The following is a 13,786-nucleotide window of genomic DNA, read 5'->3' as shown; positions in this document are numbered from 1 at the left end:
TGTGGGTGAAGCGCGTGTCTGACTCTCAGATCGCGGCGATCGAATCCTTGGCTGCGGCGACGACTGCCTCCGTGGTGATGCCGAATTCGCGGAACAGGGTCTTGTAATCGGCCGAGGCACCGAAGTGCTCGATCGAAATGCTGCGACCGCGGTCACCGACGTAGCTATTCCAGGTCAACGCGATTCCGGCCTCGATCGATACCCGTGCGGTGACGCTTCTCGGAAGGACGGACTCACGGTACTCGGCCGACTGCTCGGCGAACCATTCGAGGCTCGGCGCCGAGACGACACGGGCATTGATGCCGTCCGCCTTCAGCAGCTCCCTGGCGGCCAGGGCGAGCTGGACCTCGGAGCCGGTTCCGATCAGGATCACGTCTGGCGTTCCGTTCGCGGCCTCGGCCAGGATGTACGCGCCCTTGGCCACGTTTCGCGCGGACGCGAGAACATCGCCGGCGGCGTCGGAGTCACCGCGGGTGAACACTGGAATGTTCTGGCGGGTCAGCACGATTCCGGCCGGACCGTTACGGCGTTCCAGGATGGTCTTCCAGGCCCAGGCGACCTCGTTGGCGTCGCCGGGGCGCACCACGTCCAGCCCGGGGATGGCCCTCAGGGTGGCGAGCTGCTCGATCGGCTGGTGGGTCGGACCGTCCTCGCCGAGGGCCACGGAGTCGTGAGTCCAGACGAAGATCGACGGTGTCTTCATCAACGCGGCAAGCCGGATTGCGGGGCGCATATAGTCGCTGAAGATGAGGAAGGTGCCACCGAACGGGCGGGTGTTGCCGTGCAGCACGATTCCGTTGAGGATCGCGGCCATGGCGTGCTCGCGAATACCGAAGTGCAGCACCCGGCCGTACTCGTTACCGGTCCACTCGTGGGTGGAATGCTCGCCCGGGATGAACGAGGCCGCGCCGCCGATGGTCGTGTTGTTCGACTCGGCGAGGTCGGCGGAGCCTCCCCACAGTTCGGGGATGACCGCGCCGAGGGCGGTGAGAACCTTTCCGGAGGCGGCACGGGTCGACACCTCGGTGCCGCCCTCGAACACGGGCAGTGCCGCTTCGACGCCCTTGGGCAGCTCGCCGGACAGTACCCGGTCGAGCAGCGCCTTGCGCTCGGGGTTCGCTTCCGCCCAGACTCCGAACGTCGCATCCCACTCGGAGTGCGCCGCTGCGCCGCGCTTGAGCGCCTTGCGGGTGTGCTCGATGACCTCGTCGGCGACCTCGAAGGTCTGTGCCGGGTCGAAGCCCAGGATTTCCTTCACTGCGGCCAGCTCCTCGGCGCCGAGGGCCGATCCGTGGATCTTGCCGGTGTTCTGCTTCCTTGGGCTGGGCCAGCCGATGATGGTCTTCAGGATGATCAGAGACGGCTTGTCAGTCTCGCCCTTGGCGGCATCGATCGCGTCGTTGAGGGCGTGCAGGTCTTCGACGTAGACGCCGGTCTTCTTCCAATCCACCGTCTGCACGTGCCAGTTGTAGGCCTCGTAGCGGGCGGCGACATCCTCGGTGAAGGCGATCTTGGTGTCGTCTTCGATTGAAATCTGGTTGCTGTCGTAGATTGCGATCAGGTTGCCGAGCTGCTGGTGGCCGGCGAGCGAGGATGCCTCGCTGGTGATGCCCTCCTGCAGGTCGCCATCGCCGGCGATCACGTAGACGAAGTGGTCGAACGGGCTGGTTCCCGCGGCAGCCTCCGGGTCGAACAGTCCGCGCTCGAAGCGGGCGGCGTAGGCGAAGCCCACGGCGGAGGCGAGACCCTGGCCGAGCGGCCCGGTGGTGATCTCCACGCCGTCGGTGTGACCGTATTCCGGGTGACCCGGCGTCTTCGAACCCCAGGTGCGGAGTGCCTTGAGGTCGTCGAGTTCGAGGCCGTAGCCACCGAGGTACAACTGCACGTACTGCGTGAGGGAGCTGTGACCGACCGAGAGGATGAACCGGTCGCGGCCGAGCCAGTCGTTGTCGGCGGGGTCTCGGCGCATGACCTTCTGGAACAGCAGGTAGGCGGCCGGAGCGAGGCTCATCGCCGTTCCTGGGTGTCCGTTCCCGACCTTCTCTACGGCGTCGGCCGCGAGCACGCGTGCCGTGTCGACCGCCTTGTTGTCAATCGAATCCCACTGCAGTGCTGCCACTTGGTCTTGACCCTTCGTAGACAAAAGGGGCAGGTTGTCGTGAACCCGCACCCATTGGATTGAGCGCGCCCATGGACATCGACGTCATCGCGGCATTGCCGCAGAAGCCCGACTTCGGTGGATCCGCGCATGCACCGAGATTGGCGAGCACCCCCAGTATAGGCAATGGCCGGGAAACGGCCCAGTACGTGACGGTGAATGACCGCGTGCCCCGCCATGGCCGGGGTGCTGCCGGATCGCGGCCGCCGGATCGCCTAGACTCGTCTCACAATGCACAGCGTAAGAGGAGTCATGCCCGGACCCGCCTCCAACCCCACCGTGAGCGCAACGCGTACGTTCCGACGAACGTTCCTTGCCTACCTGTCGCTGACCAAGCCCAGAGTCGTCGAACTCCTGCTCGTCGTGACCGCGCCGACGATGTTCCTCGCCCAGCAGGGCATCCCGAGCCTGTGGCTCGTGCTCGCGACCCTCGTCGGCGGCGCGTTCAGCGCCGGGTCGGCCGGTGCCTTTAACTGCTACATCGACCGGGACATCGACCGGCTGATGGACCGCACCAAGAATCGGCCGCTGGTGACGGGGGAGCTGAGCGACCGAGAGGCCCTCGTGTTCGCGTGGGTCCTCGGCGTGTTGTCCATCGTCTGGCTGTGGGCGTTCACCAACTGGCTGGCCGCGCTGCTGTCGCTCGGCGCGATCCTGCTTTACGTCGTCTTCTACACCCTGGTTCTCAAGCGACGCACCGCACAGAACATCGTCTGGGGCGGCATCGCCGGCTGCATGCCGGTTCTGATCGGCTGGGCCGCTGTCACGGGCGACTTGTCCTGGCCCCCGTTCATCCTGTTCCTGATCATCTTCCTCTGGACCCCGCCGCACTATTGGCCACTGTCGATGAAGTACCGCAGCGATTACCGGGCCGCCGGGGTTCCCATGCTCGCCGTGGTCCGTGGCCGCAGCCAGGTCGGCCTCCAGGTCATCCTCTACGCCTGGGCGACCGTTGCCTGCTCCCTGCTGCTCATCCCCATCGCCGGGATGGGACTGGTCTACTCGTTCACGGCCCTGGTCACCGGAGGCTGGTTCATCTACGAGACCCACCGCCTGTACGACCTGGCCATCCGTCACGAACAGGTGTCGCCGATGCGGGTCTTCCACGGGTCGATCGTCTACCTGACGCTCCTGTTCGTCGCCGTCGGCGTCGACCCGCTGCTGCCCTTCTGACCTGTCTCCACCCGGTGGGCGTTCCGTCGACCACGATTCCGTGGTGCCTGCGCCCCGAGGAGCGAGCCGAGAGCAGCGCCTAGCGTGCCGCGGTGCCGGTCGTTACCGGGGTCGCCGTCGGCGTCCCTGCCGCGACCGGGACCGAGAGATTCAAGATGACCGCGGTCATTCCCGCGGCGAGCACGCAGGACAGGACCATGTGCATTCCCACGAGCAGGGGCGGCAGCCCGATGTTCGCCTGGAGCAGCCCGATTCCGACCTGGCCGACCTCGATGATCAGCAGCAGGACGGCCCAGCCGCGCGGGGGAAGTGCGAGCGCGACCGAGGCGATGACGAGCGCAATCGTGAGTGCCAGGGTCAGATAGGCCGGCCAGCTGTGCACGTGCTGCAGCAGTTCGGAGTCGAGGCCGTTACGTGGCGCGTTCGCGTCGCCGGCGTGCGGACCCGACCCGGTGGTGACGATGCCGACGAGAATCGTGACCAGGATGACCACCGCCGTGACGTGGGCCAGGAACCGAAACCAGCCGGGCACCGCCGACACCCTGGGCGAGTTGCCGGTGTAGACCCGGAAGACGAAGACCGTGCAGAGCGCCACCAGAGCCACCGAGATGACGAAGTGCAGCCCGACCACATACGGGTTCAGCTTCACGAGCACGCTCACACCGCCGATGACGGCCTGCGCAGGGATGCCCAGGCCCGCCAGGAGTGCGATCCGGAACAGGTCGGGGCGAGAACGGCGCAGCCGCACGACGGCCAGGAACGCGGCGATGGCCACGAGTCCCAGCACGACGCCGAGCAGGCGATTGCCGAATTCGATCACCCCGTGGATGCCCATCTCGGGTGTATTGACGAAGGATCCGTCCGTGCAGCGCGGCCAGGTGGGGCAGCCGAGGCCGGAGCCGGTCAGGCGCACGAGGCCTCCGGTGCCGACGAGAAGGATCTGGGTGGCGAGGTAGATCCAGGCGATAACCCGGACCCGTCCGTCGACGCTCATCGGCAACCATTCCAAAATCCGCTTCACCGGTTCTACTTCCTCTTCGCTGTGGCACATGTGAAAACGCCGGATCGCACTACTAATCCCATCGCTAGCCTGTAGAATTAGGTGTTTCCTGGGCGGCTCGACCGCGGTTGACTCAACCGCGGAAGAGAACCACGTCGTCTTGAAACATCTTAGGTACGCAACGTAGCCGCCCACGCAACCCGTTCCCTGACAGGCCTCCTTCGGAAGACCTGTCCGGGAATGACCGGACTAATATCCGGGTTGCCGTGGATGGGAGAAGAGGTAAATATGTCTGACGTCCTGCTCGACCGCCCCGAACTCGCGGGGCTCGGTGTCTACGAATTCGGTTGGTCCGACTCCGACGCGGCCGGCGCATCCGCCCGCCGTGGAATCTCGCCGGAGGTTGTCACCGACATCTCCAAGCTCAAGAACGAGCCGGCCTGGATGCTCAAGCGACGGCTGAAGGCCCTCGAGTTGTTCGAGCGCAAGCCCATGCCGACCTGGGGTGCCGACCTGTCCGGCATCGACTTCGACAACATCAAGTACTTCGTGCGGTCGACCGAGAAGCAGGCCCAGACCTGGGACGACCTGCCCGACGACATTAAGAACACCTACGAAAAGCTCGGCATCCCCGAGGCTGAGCGCCAGCGCCTCGTGTCCGGCGTCGCGGCCCAGTACGAGTCCGAGGTGGTCTACCACCAGATCAACGAGGAGCTCGAAGCCCAGGGTGTCATCTTCATGGACACCGACACGGCTCTCAAGGAGCACCCGGAGATCTTTGAGGAGTACTTCGGCACCGTCATTCCCTCCGGCGACAACAAGTTCGCCGCGCTGAACACGTCGGTCTGGTCCGGCGGTTCCTTCGTCTACGTGCCGCCCGGCGTGCACGTTGAAATCCCGCTCCAGGCCTACTTCCGGATCAACACCGAGAACATGGGCCAGTTCGAGCGCACGCTGATCATCGCCGACGAGGGCAGCTACGTGCACTACATCGAGGGCTGCACCGCCCCGATCTACTCGTCCGACTCGCTGCACTCCGCGGTCGTCGAGATCATCGTGAAGAAGGACGCCCGCGTTCGCTACACGACCATCCAGAACTGGTCGACCAACGTCTACAACCTCGTCACCAAGCGCGCCACGGCCGCCGAGGGGGCCACGATGGAATGGATCGACGGCAACATCGGCTCCAAGGTGACGATGAAGTACCCGTCGATCTACCTGATGGGGGAGCACGCCAAGGGCGAAACCCTCTCCGTGGCCTTCGCCGGCCCCGGCCAGCACCAGGACGCGGGCGCCAAGATGATCCACATGGCGCCGTACACGCAGTCGTCGATCGTGTCGAAGTCCATCGCCAGAGGCGGCGGCCGCTCCGGCTACCGCGGCGAAGTGCGGGTGGATGCCACCGCGCACCACTCGGCGAACACCGTGCGCTGTGACGCCCTTCTGGTCGACACCAAGTCGCGCTCCGACACCTACCCGTCGATCGACATCCGTGTCGACGACGTGCAGCTCGGCCACGAGGCCACGGTTTCACGGGTCAGTGAAGAGCAGCTGTTCTACCTGATGAGCCGCGGCATGCCGGAGGACGAAGCCATGGCCATGATCGTGCGCGGCTTCATCGAGCCCATCGCACGGGAGCTCCCGATGGAGTACGCCCTCGAACTCAACAAGCTCATTGAAATGGGCATGGAAGGATCCGTCGGCTAAATGTCCGCCGCCCCCACACCTACACACGTCTCACCCACTCAAGAATCGGCAGTGACCCCCACGGTGCCTACAACCGAAGCAATGCCCACCGAAGAGCAGCACGGAATCAAGGAACATTCGGACGGGCGGTTCGGTTTTGTGCCGGTCCAGACCCGTTCCGGCCGGTTCAAGAGCGTCAACGTCGCGGACTTCGCGCCGGTGACCGGTCGGGAAGCCGTCTGGAAGCTCTCCCCTGTCGCCAAGTTCACCGATCTCACGGCCGGTGACCTCGACGGATCGACCTACCAGGTCGACTCCACCCCGAGCGCCGACGTGACCGTCGCCTGGGTCGATCGGACCGATCCCCGGATCGGTACCGCCGGCGCGCCCGAAGAACGAGCAGCGGCCAATGCCTGGACGAGCTTCGAGCAGGCCCTCGCGATCACCGTCGGTGGCGAGGAAGCCAAGGAGATCACGGTGTCCCGCGCTCACCTCGGCTCCGCGCCGCGCGGGGCGCACACCATCATCGAAGCGAAGCCGTTCAGCCAGGCGGTCGTGATCCTCGAGAACGTCGGCGAGGCACGACTGACTGAGAACGTGGAGATCATCCTCGGCGATTCGGCGAACCTCACGGTGGTGACCCTCCAGGAATGGAACGACGGTGCCGTGCACCTCGCGAATCACTTCGCGACGATCGGACGAGACGCGCGCCTCAAGCACATCGTCGTTTCGCTCGGCGGCAGCATCGTGCGGGTGAACCCGTCGGTACGCCTGGCCGGTTCGGGTTCGGACACCGAGCTCCTCGGCCTCTACTTTGCCGATGCCGGACAGCACCTCGAACAGCAGGTCTACGTCAACCACGACGCCCCGAACAGCCGCAGCCGCGTTACCTACAAGGGTGCGCTGCAGGGCAAGGGCGCACGCACCGTCTGGATCGGCGACGTTCTGATCGGCCGACAGGCGGCCGGCACTGACAGCTACGAGCAGAACCGCAACCTGGTGCTCACCGAGGGCACCCGCGCCGACTCGATTCCGAACCTGGAAATCGAGACCGGCGACATCAAGGGTGCGGGCCACGCCAGCGCGACCGGACGCTTCGACGACGAGCAGCTCTTCTACCTGCAGTCCAGGGGCATCACGGAAGAGGAAGCTCGCCGACTCGTCGTGCGTGGCTTCCTCATTGAAATCGTGCAGCAGATCGGCTCCCCAGCACTCGAAGACCGCCTCCAGGCAGCGATCGAAGCGGAACTCCGCGGAACAGAGGAAAAGTAACATGGCGTCCACGAAAATCTGCGCGTTCGACGAACTCGAAGCCAATGAGGCCGTCAAGGTCGAAATTGACGGGGTGCCCATCGTGGTCGTCCGTGACGCGGCCGGCGATGTTTTCGCCATCGGCGACACGTGCACGCACGGGGACATCTCCCTGTCCGAGGGGTTCGTCGAGGACGACACCGTCGAGTGCTGGGCTCACGGCTCCAAGTTCTCCCTGAAGACGGGCAAGCCCCTGAACCTGCCGGCCTATGAGCCCGTCCCGGTCTTCAAGGTCGAGCTGATCGACGGTGACGTCTACATCGACCCTGCCGTCATCGTTCCCGTCTGAACCTCGGCACCTTCCTCCCCGGCCGAAGCGCCACCAACTTACCGGCCTCAGCGCCGAAGAATGAAAGAGATTGCGAATTCATGTCTGTTCTTGAGATCAAAGACCTGCACGTCAGCGTCGAGACCGACCAGGGCACCAAGCAGATCCTGCGCGGGGTCAACCTGACCATCAACGAGGGCGAAATCCACGCCATCATGGGCCCGAACGGCTCGGGCAAGTCCACCCTCGCCTACACAATCGCCGGCCACCCCAAGTACCACGTCGACAGCGGTTCCATCCTGCTCGATGGCGAAGAGGTCACCACCATGACCGTCGACCAGCGCGCGAGGGCCGGACTCTTCCTGGCCATGCAGTACCCGGTCGAGATTCCCGGCGTCACCGTCACCAACTTCCTCCGCACGGCCAAGACGGCGATCGACGGTGAGGCGCCGGCCATCCGCACCTGGATCAAGGACGTTCGCGAGTCGATGTCCCGACTGCGCATGGACAAGAGCTTCGCCGAGCGCAACGTCAACGAAGGGTTCTCCGGCGGTGAGAAGAAGCGCAACGAGATCCTCCAGCTCGAACTGCTCAAGCCCCGGTTCGCCGTTCTCGACGAGACGGACTCCGGCCTCGACGTCGACGCGCTCAAGATCGTGTCGGAAGGCGTGAACCGGGCCAAGGAGAACACCGGCCTCGGTCTGCTCCTGATCACTCACTACACCCGCATCCTGCGGTACATCACGCCCGACTTCGTCCACGTCTTCGTTGACGGACGCATCGCGGAGCAGGGTGGACCTGAGCTCGCAGACCGGCTTGAGGACGAGGGCTACGATCGCTTTCTGACCGAATCGAACGTAGGCTAAAAGCATGGTTTCATCGCTCACACCGGCGCGATTCGACGAAATCGAAGAGGCGCTCAAAGACGTCATGGACCCCGAACTGGGCATCAACGTCGTCGACCTCGGTCTGATCTACGACCTGGGTTGGGACGAAGAGAATGACGCCCTGATCATCCACATGACGTTGACCTCGGCGGGCTGCCCGCTGACCGACGTGCTCGAGGAGCAGACTGCCGAGGCCCTGGACGGCGTCGTCGACCAGTTCCGGATCAACTGGGTGTGGATGCCGCCGTGGGGCCCGGAGAAGATCACCGACGACGGCCGCGACATGATGCGCGCCCTCGGCTTCTCGATCTAGCCGACCTCGTTCAGCCAGCGGATGCCCGCGCGATCACACTCGCGTGGGCATCCGCTGTGTCATCTGGTCGGCGAGGTGGCGCGCATCACGGCCGACGCCGCCGATCAGGGCGCTGGTCAGGGCGTACTGGAACGGCAGCCCGAGGAAGAAGAGCCCGGGCCTGGCCGACACGACGCCGCGCTCATGCACCGGCCAGCCCGTGGCGTCACAGGGGAGACCGGGAACCCAGTCGAAATCGGGCCGGTATCCGGTGCACCAGACGACCGTTGCGACGCTCTCACCCGCTGACGGGTACTCCGGCGTGACCGGGCGCCCGTTCCCCACCGATTCGAAGCGGGACAGGCGCCGAACCCCTGCCGCGCTCAGCTGCCTCGCGCCGACGCCGATCAGGGGCGCGCCCCGGTCGTGGAACCCGGCGGCGACGCGGCGTCCGATCGGCGTGCGCCTGGTCAGCACTCCGTTCACGAACCGCCAGTACAGCCCGCCGGCGCGCCGCAGCAGAACCGGCGGGATCTCGGGGGTCGGTCGCCCGGCGAGGAAGACCGGGCGCGAGGCGGCCAGCTCGATCGCGATCTGCGTGCCCGACGTGCCCGCCCCGACCACGATGACCGGGCCGTCGGCCACCGACGACGGGTTCCGGTACTCCGCAGAGTGGATCTGCCGGATCTCCGGTGCGAGGCCGCCGGCCAGGGCGGGGACGTGGGGCCGGTCGTGCGCACCCGTTGCCACCACGACGAACCGGGCAGCCACGGTGCCGACAGCGGTCTCGACGCGCCAGCCTCCGCCCTCCGGCGCGATGGCGCGCACCTCCCGGTCAAGTCGGAGCCGGTCACCGACATCCGCCGCAGCGACGGCCAGGTAGTCCGCCATCTCGTTCTTGGTCGGAAACGTGCCCCGCGCGCCGGGGAACGGGAGTCCCGGCAGGCCGTCGTGTTCGGCGGGGGTGAAGAGTCGAAGCGAATCCCAACGTTCCCGCCAGGAATCGCCGATCCGCTCCGTCCGGTCGATCACGAGACACTCGCGAGACCGGCCGGCGAGCTCGCGGGCCATCGCCAGGCCTGCCTGCCCCGCTCCGATGATGCAGACATCCGTCGTTTCCACTGGCCCGGTCATTCTGACCTCCGTTTTTCCTCGTCGCACGCTCCGATGATGCAATTAGAATACCATTACAGTCACTGGAACGATATGCTAATGAAATGGATTTCCCCCCTGAAACACAGGCCACGCGGCGCACGAGACAGAGTGCGGCCACCCGAGCGGTGATCGTCGAGGCCGCCTCGCGCCTGATGCTCGAACGGGGCTATGTACCGACCTCGATCGCCGCCATCGCGGAGAGCGCGGGCGTCGCCGTGCAGACCATCTACAACTCGATCGGTGGAAAGGCCGACGTGCTGTCGGCCGTGCTCGATCGCTCGGCCGCCGGTCCCGATGCTCCGACGCTCGTGCCGACCTTCATGCGGAAGCGAGTCGCGGCCGCGGGTACGTCAGCGGAGGTGGTCGGAATCCTCGCGGACTGGTTCGTCGAGGTGAACGCCCGCACCGCGGGCGTTCACCGGGTGATCACCCAGGCCGCGGGCGTCGACCCGGAGGTGGCGAAGCTCGAACTGCGTCGGGCGGCGCAGCGTCTGCACAACTACGGTGAGGCCGCATCCACCCTGCGGACTTTGCGCGGACTTCGCTCGGGCCTGAGCGATCATGAGGCCGCCGCCGCGATCTGGGCGATCGGTCATCCGCAGGTCTACCGGTCGCTGGTGATCGACCTGGGCTGGTCTGTCCCGGCCTACCGTGAGTGGGTGCTCAAGACGCTCAGCGGGGCACTGACTTAGCTCCCTGCGCGCGCGGGGACGAGCGAACAAATATACTGGATAGCTGGCCCGGTTGGGCCGATAAATCCCACAACCCCCGTGAACGGACTATTGCTGTGCTCAGTGTGCAAAATCTCGAGATCCGAGTTGGGGCGCGCGTGCTCATGGAAGACGTCAGTTTCCGGGTCTCAGCCGGTGACAAAATCGGCCTGGTCGGCCGCAACGGTGCGGGAAAGACGACCCTGACCAAGACACTGGCGGGGGAGACCGTGCCGACGAAGGGCGAGATCGGCCGCACCGGCGAGATCGGCTACCTGCCCCAGGACCCCCGCTCCGGCGACCCGGAGATGCTCGCCCGCACCCGGATCCTGGACGCCCGCGGTCTCGGCACGATCTCCCTGGGACTCAACCAGGCCGGCCTCGACATGGGCAGCACGGACCCCAAGGTCTCCGCCAAGGCGATGCGCACTTACGGGTCGCTGACCGACCAGTTCAACGCCCTGGGCGGGTACGCCGCCGAGGCGGAAGCAGCCTCGATCGCCAGCAACCTCAATCTTCCCGACCGCATCCTCGACCAGCAGCTGAAGACGCTCTCCGGTGGCCAGCGGCGCAGGATCGAACTCGCGCGCATCCTCTTCTCCGCCGCCGAAACGATGATCCTCGACGAACCGACCAACCACCTCGACGCCGACTCCGTCGTCTGGCTGCGCGAATTCGTGAAGAGCTACCGCGGCGGCTGCATCATCATCAGCCACGACATCGAACTCGTCGGAGACACCGTCAACCGGGTCTTCTACCTCGATGCCAACCGCATGGTCATCGACATCTACAACATGAACTGGAAGAACTACCAGCGCCAGCGCGTCGCGGATGCCGACCGCCGCAAGAAGGAACGCGCCAACGCGGAGAAGAAGGCCTCCACGCTGCAGCTGCAGGCCGCCAAGTTCGGTGCCAAGGCGAGCAAGGCGGCCGCGGCCCACCAGATGGTGGCCCGCGCCGAGAAGCTTCTGTCGGGGCTCGACGCCGTGCGCGCCGTCGATCGCGTGGCCAAGCTGCGTTTCCCCGAGCCGGCCCCGTGTGGCCGCACCCCGCTGATGGCGACCGACCTGTCCAAGAGCTACGGTTCCCTGGAGATCTTCGCCGCGGTCGACCTCGCCATCGACCGCGGGTCCAAGGTCGTCATCCTCGGCCTGAACGGCGCGGGCAAGACCACCCTGCTGCGAATGCTCGCGGGCGTGGACAAGCCGGACACCGGACGGATCGAGCCGGGCCACGGCCTGCGAATCGGCTATTACGCCCAGGAACACGAGACCATCGACGTCAAGCGCAGCGTGCTCGAGAACATGGTCTCGTCCTCACCCAACATCACCGAGATGGAGGCCAGGCGGGTGCTCGGCTCGTTTCTCTTCACCGGAGACGATTCACACAAGCCGGCTGGCGTACTCTCGGGTGGCGAGAAGACCCGGCTTGCCCTGGCCATGATTGTCGTGTCGGGGGCGAACGTGCTGCTGCTGGACGAACCGACCAACAACCTGGACCCGGCCAGTCGCGAGGAGATCCTCGATGCCCTCGCGCACTACAGCGGCGCGGTGGTGCTCGTCAGCCACGATGAGGGTGCCGTCGAGGCCCTCAACCCCGAGCGGGTCCTGATCATGCCGGACGGCACCGAGGACCACTGGAACAAGGACTACCTCGACCTGATCACCCTGGCCTGATCACCCTGGCCTGATCACCCAGGCCTGATCACCCTGGCCTGATCACCCTGGCCTGACGCCCGGGCTTCGGGCGTCAGCGGGGGAAATCGATGAGATCGTCCTCGATCTCGGCGTCGCTGCGCGGCTTCGCGGCCTGGCGCCTGGCCCGCTCCTGAGCCCGGGAACGCTCCTGCGGGTCGTCGGCGTTGACCGCCCTGAACTCCTGGCGAACCGACCAGCCAAGACCGATGAACGCCATCAGCGCGAAGACGAACCATTGGAAGGCGTAGGACAGGTGCGGGCCCTCGTCCCTGACCGGCCTGGTGACCGGCACCGGCCGTTCGCCCGGCGCCGGGTCCTCTGACTTCACCAGTCCGTAGGCTCCGGTGTAGGTCGGCAGGTCGAGCCTGCCCTGCACCTCGGTGAGGTTGATCGTGGCGATCTGGTTCCCCAGGGCGGTGCGACCGGCCAGCTGGGGTTCGCCGGCCTTCAGTCTGGCGACGACCGTCACCACTCCGTCGGGTGCCTCCGGGACCGAGGAAGGAGCGTCGGGTGTGTCCCCGGTGGGCAGCCAGCCTCGATCGACGATGAAGACCGTGCCGTCGACCAGCCGGAGCGGGGTGAGCACCTCGAAGCCGGGGTGGATGTTCAACGGACGATTCCGCACGATGAGCTCGTCCGCCTTGAGGTAGGTGCCGGTCATCACGACGGGCAACCACTTCTGGGACTCGGTGAAGTCCGTCCGATCCGGCAGGGCCTCCGCGAGCGGGACCGGCTCCGAATCGTAATTGGTGTCCACTTTGACGATCTCGGCCAGGGCCTCGGCGCGGCGCGCGAGCTGCCAGGTGCCGAGTCCCGCGCAGATCGCGGCGAAAACGATGGTGAGCGCGAGATAGCCGGCCCACCGGCGGGTGAAGGCGAATTTCCAGCCGATCACGCCTGGGCCGTCTCGCCGGAGAGGGGAGAAACCGTGAGCGGGAAGTCGCGTGTCGTGAGGAAGTCCCGGAGATAGTCGAGGTGCAGGTCGCAAGCGAGCCAGGTCTTGAAGCGTTCTCCAGTGTGGATGCGCGGGTTGCGCCAGTCCAGGCGCCAGAGGGCATCGAGACGGCAGCCTGCCCTCGAGCAGGTGGGCGTCTCCAGGTCGGCGCCCAGACCGATCACTGCCGACCCCGATCGTCGGGTTTGCGGTAGACCTCGATCGCGCCGGGCCGCACCACGGTGCCCGCCGCGGCACCGCCGTGAACGTTCGCGGCAACCACGGCGAAATAGGGCAGGACGATCGCCCCGACGGCGCAGACCAGCAGCCACCAGCCGTGCACGAACAGCATGAGCAGGATGCAGACCATGCGGATGCCCATCGCAATCGAATACTTGATCATCCGGGCGCGTCGTTCGGCCTCCGGTGAGGGAGGTAAAGAGGTGATCGACTGCTGTTTCATGGATGTCATCGCTTCGGTCAGCCCGCGAAATATTTGCCTGATAAGCCTACGT

General features: G+C 65.9%; 14 protein-coding genes. 8 read left to right on the top strand and 6 right to left on the bottom strand.

The features are described from left to right. Window positions 1–25 precede the first annotated feature (25 nt). The gene (gene tkt / locus QMG61_RS03130) at window positions 26–2,119 is read right to left on the bottom strand and encodes a transketolase (RefSeq protein WP_283492867.1); all 2,094 of its coding nucleotides are present in this window, start codon (window positions 2,117–2,119) and stop codon (window positions 26–28) included. A gap of 291 nt (window positions 2,120–2,410) precedes the next feature. Between tkt and QMG61_RS03125 the strand changes: the two genes are divergently transcribed. Continuing rightward, window positions 2,411–3,331, top strand: coding sequence for a heme o synthase (locus tag QMG61_RS03125; protein WP_283492866.1), 921 nt, complete (start codon window positions 2,411–2,413; stop codon window positions 3,329–3,331). A 79-nt stretch (window positions 3,332–3,410) separates the two neighbouring features. Here QMG61_RS03125 and QMG61_RS03120 read toward each other — a convergent pair whose 3' ends face one another. Then, window positions 3,411–4,352: a COX15/CtaA family protein gene (locus QMG61_RS03120; RefSeq protein ID WP_283492865.1), complete on the bottom strand. Its 942-nt coding sequence runs from the start codon at window positions 4,350–4,352 to the stop codon at window positions 3,411–3,413. Window positions 4,353–4,619: 267 nt separating this feature from the next. On the opposite strand from QMG61_RS03120, the gene sufB reads away from it, so the two are divergent. From sufB to QMG61_RS03095, 5 genes are all read left to right on the top strand, one after another. Beyond that, a complete protein-coding gene (sufB, locus tag QMG61_RS03115; protein ID WP_283492864.1) occupies window positions 4,620–6,038 on the top strand; it encodes a Fe-S cluster assembly protein SufB in 1,419 nt (472 codons plus the stop codon). A gap of 81 nt (window positions 6,039–6,119) precedes the next feature. Beyond that, window positions 6,120–7,289, top strand: coding sequence for a Fe-S cluster assembly protein SufD (gene sufD, locus QMG61_RS03110; protein WP_283492863.1), 1,170 nt, complete (start codon window positions 6,120–6,122; stop codon window positions 7,287–7,289). Window position 7,290: 1 nt separating this feature from the next. Beyond that, window positions 7,291–7,617 (top strand): non-heme iron oxygenase ferredoxin subunit, encoded by a 327-nt coding sequence (locus QMG61_RS03105; protein ID WP_283492862.1) that lies wholly within the window; start codon window positions 7,291–7,293, stop codon window positions 7,615–7,617. Between the two features lie 80 nt (window positions 7,618–7,697). Continuing rightward, complete coding sequence (gene sufC / locus QMG61_RS03100; RefSeq protein ID WP_283492861.1) at window positions 7,698–8,462, top strand: Fe-S cluster assembly ATPase SufC; 765 nt, start codon at window positions 7,698–7,700, stop codon at window positions 8,460–8,462. A gap of 4 nt (window positions 8,463–8,466) precedes the next feature. Next, the gene (locus QMG61_RS03095; protein ID WP_283492860.1) at window positions 8,467–8,796 is read left to right on the top strand and encodes a metal-sulfur cluster assembly factor; all 330 of its coding nucleotides are present in this window, start codon (window positions 8,467–8,469) and stop codon (window positions 8,794–8,796) included. Between the two features lie 33 nt (window positions 8,797–8,829). On the opposite strand, the gene QMG61_RS03090 is transcribed toward QMG61_RS03095, so the two are convergent. Further along, complete coding sequence (locus QMG61_RS03090; RefSeq protein WP_283492859.1) at window positions 8,830–9,909, bottom strand: flavin-containing monooxygenase; 1,080 nt, start codon at window positions 9,907–9,909, stop codon at window positions 8,830–8,832. Window positions 9,910–9,992: 83 nt separating this feature from the next. On the opposite strand from QMG61_RS03090, the gene QMG61_RS03085 reads away from it, so the two are divergent. Together QMG61_RS03085 and QMG61_RS03080 are read left to right on the top strand one after the other, a co-directional pair. Continuing rightward, entirely contained in the window at window positions 9,993–10,622 is a 630-nt protein-coding gene (locus tag QMG61_RS03085; RefSeq protein WP_283492858.1) for a TetR/AcrR family transcriptional regulator, read from the top strand. A gap of 95 nt (window positions 10,623–10,717) precedes the next feature. Then, a complete protein-coding gene (locus QMG61_RS03080) occupies window positions 10,718–12,316 on the top strand; it encodes an ABC-F family ATP-binding cassette domain-containing protein (protein WP_283492857.1) in 1,599 nt (532 codons plus the stop codon). A gap of 73 nt (window positions 12,317–12,389) precedes the next feature. On the opposite strand, the gene QMG61_RS03075 is transcribed toward QMG61_RS03080, so the two are convergent. Genes QMG61_RS03075 through QMG61_RS03065 form a run of 3 tightly spaced genes read right to left on the bottom strand, consistent with a single transcriptional unit; the run spans window position 12,390 to window position 13,734 of the window. Continuing rightward, a complete protein-coding gene (locus tag QMG61_RS03075) occupies window positions 12,390–13,232 on the bottom strand; it encodes an SURF1 family cytochrome oxidase biogenesis protein (protein ID WP_283492856.1) in 843 nt (280 codons plus the stop codon). After that, window positions 13,229–13,456: a hypothetical protein gene (locus QMG61_RS03070; protein ID WP_283492855.1), complete on the bottom strand. Its 228-nt coding sequence runs from the start codon at window positions 13,454–13,456 to the stop codon at window positions 13,229–13,231. The genes QMG61_RS03075 and QMG61_RS03070 overlap by 4 nt, the downstream gene beginning before the upstream one ends. Next, the gene (locus QMG61_RS03065) at window positions 13,453–13,734 is read right to left on the bottom strand and encodes a DUF3099 domain-containing protein (RefSeq protein ID WP_283492854.1); all 282 of its coding nucleotides are present in this window, start codon (window positions 13,732–13,734) and stop codon (window positions 13,453–13,455) included. The genes QMG61_RS03070 and QMG61_RS03065 overlap by 4 nt, the downstream gene beginning before the upstream one ends. Window positions 13,735–13,786 lie beyond the last annotated feature (52 nt).

Source organism: Cryobacterium sp. PH31-AA6, from assembly GCF_030063195.1.
Taxonomy (GTDB): Bacteria; Actinomycetota; Actinomycetes; order Actinomycetales; family Microbacteriaceae; genus Cryobacterium.
Note: the sequence above shows the minus strand (reverse complement) of the source record. Positions and strands in the feature narration are given on the sequence as shown.

Coding starts and splice junctions, on each gene's coding strand:
- QMG61_RS03125 (WP_283492866.1), top strand. CDS start 2,411: ATGCCCGGACCCGCCTCCAACCCCACCGTGAGCGCAACGCGTACGTTC.
- sufB (WP_283492864.1), top strand. CDS start 4,620: ATGTCTGACGTCCTGCTCGACCGCCCCGAACTCGCGGGGCTCGGTGTC.
- sufD (WP_283492863.1), top strand. CDS start 6,120: ATGCCCACCGAAGAGCAGCACGGAATCAAGGAACATTCGGACGGGCGG.
- QMG61_RS03105 (WP_283492862.1), top strand. CDS start 7,291: ATGGCGTCCACGAAAATCTGCGCGTTCGACGAACTCGAAGCCAATGAG.
- sufC (WP_283492861.1), top strand. CDS start 7,698: ATGTCTGTTCTTGAGATCAAAGACCTGCACGTCAGCGTCGAGACCGAC.
- QMG61_RS03095 (WP_283492860.1), top strand. CDS start 8,467: ATGGTTTCATCGCTCACACCGGCGCGATTCGACGAAATCGAAGAGGCG.
- QMG61_RS03090 (WP_283492859.1), bottom strand. CDS start 9,909: ATGACCGGGCCAGTGGAAACGACGGATGTCTGCATCATCGGAGCGGGG.
- QMG61_RS03085 (WP_283492858.1), top strand. CDS start 9,993: ATGGATTTCCCCCCTGAAACACAGGCCACGCGGCGCACGAGACAGAGT.
- QMG61_RS03065 (WP_283492854.1), bottom strand. CDS start 13,734: ATGAAACAGCAGTCGATCACCTCTTTACCTCCCTCACCGGAGGCCGAA.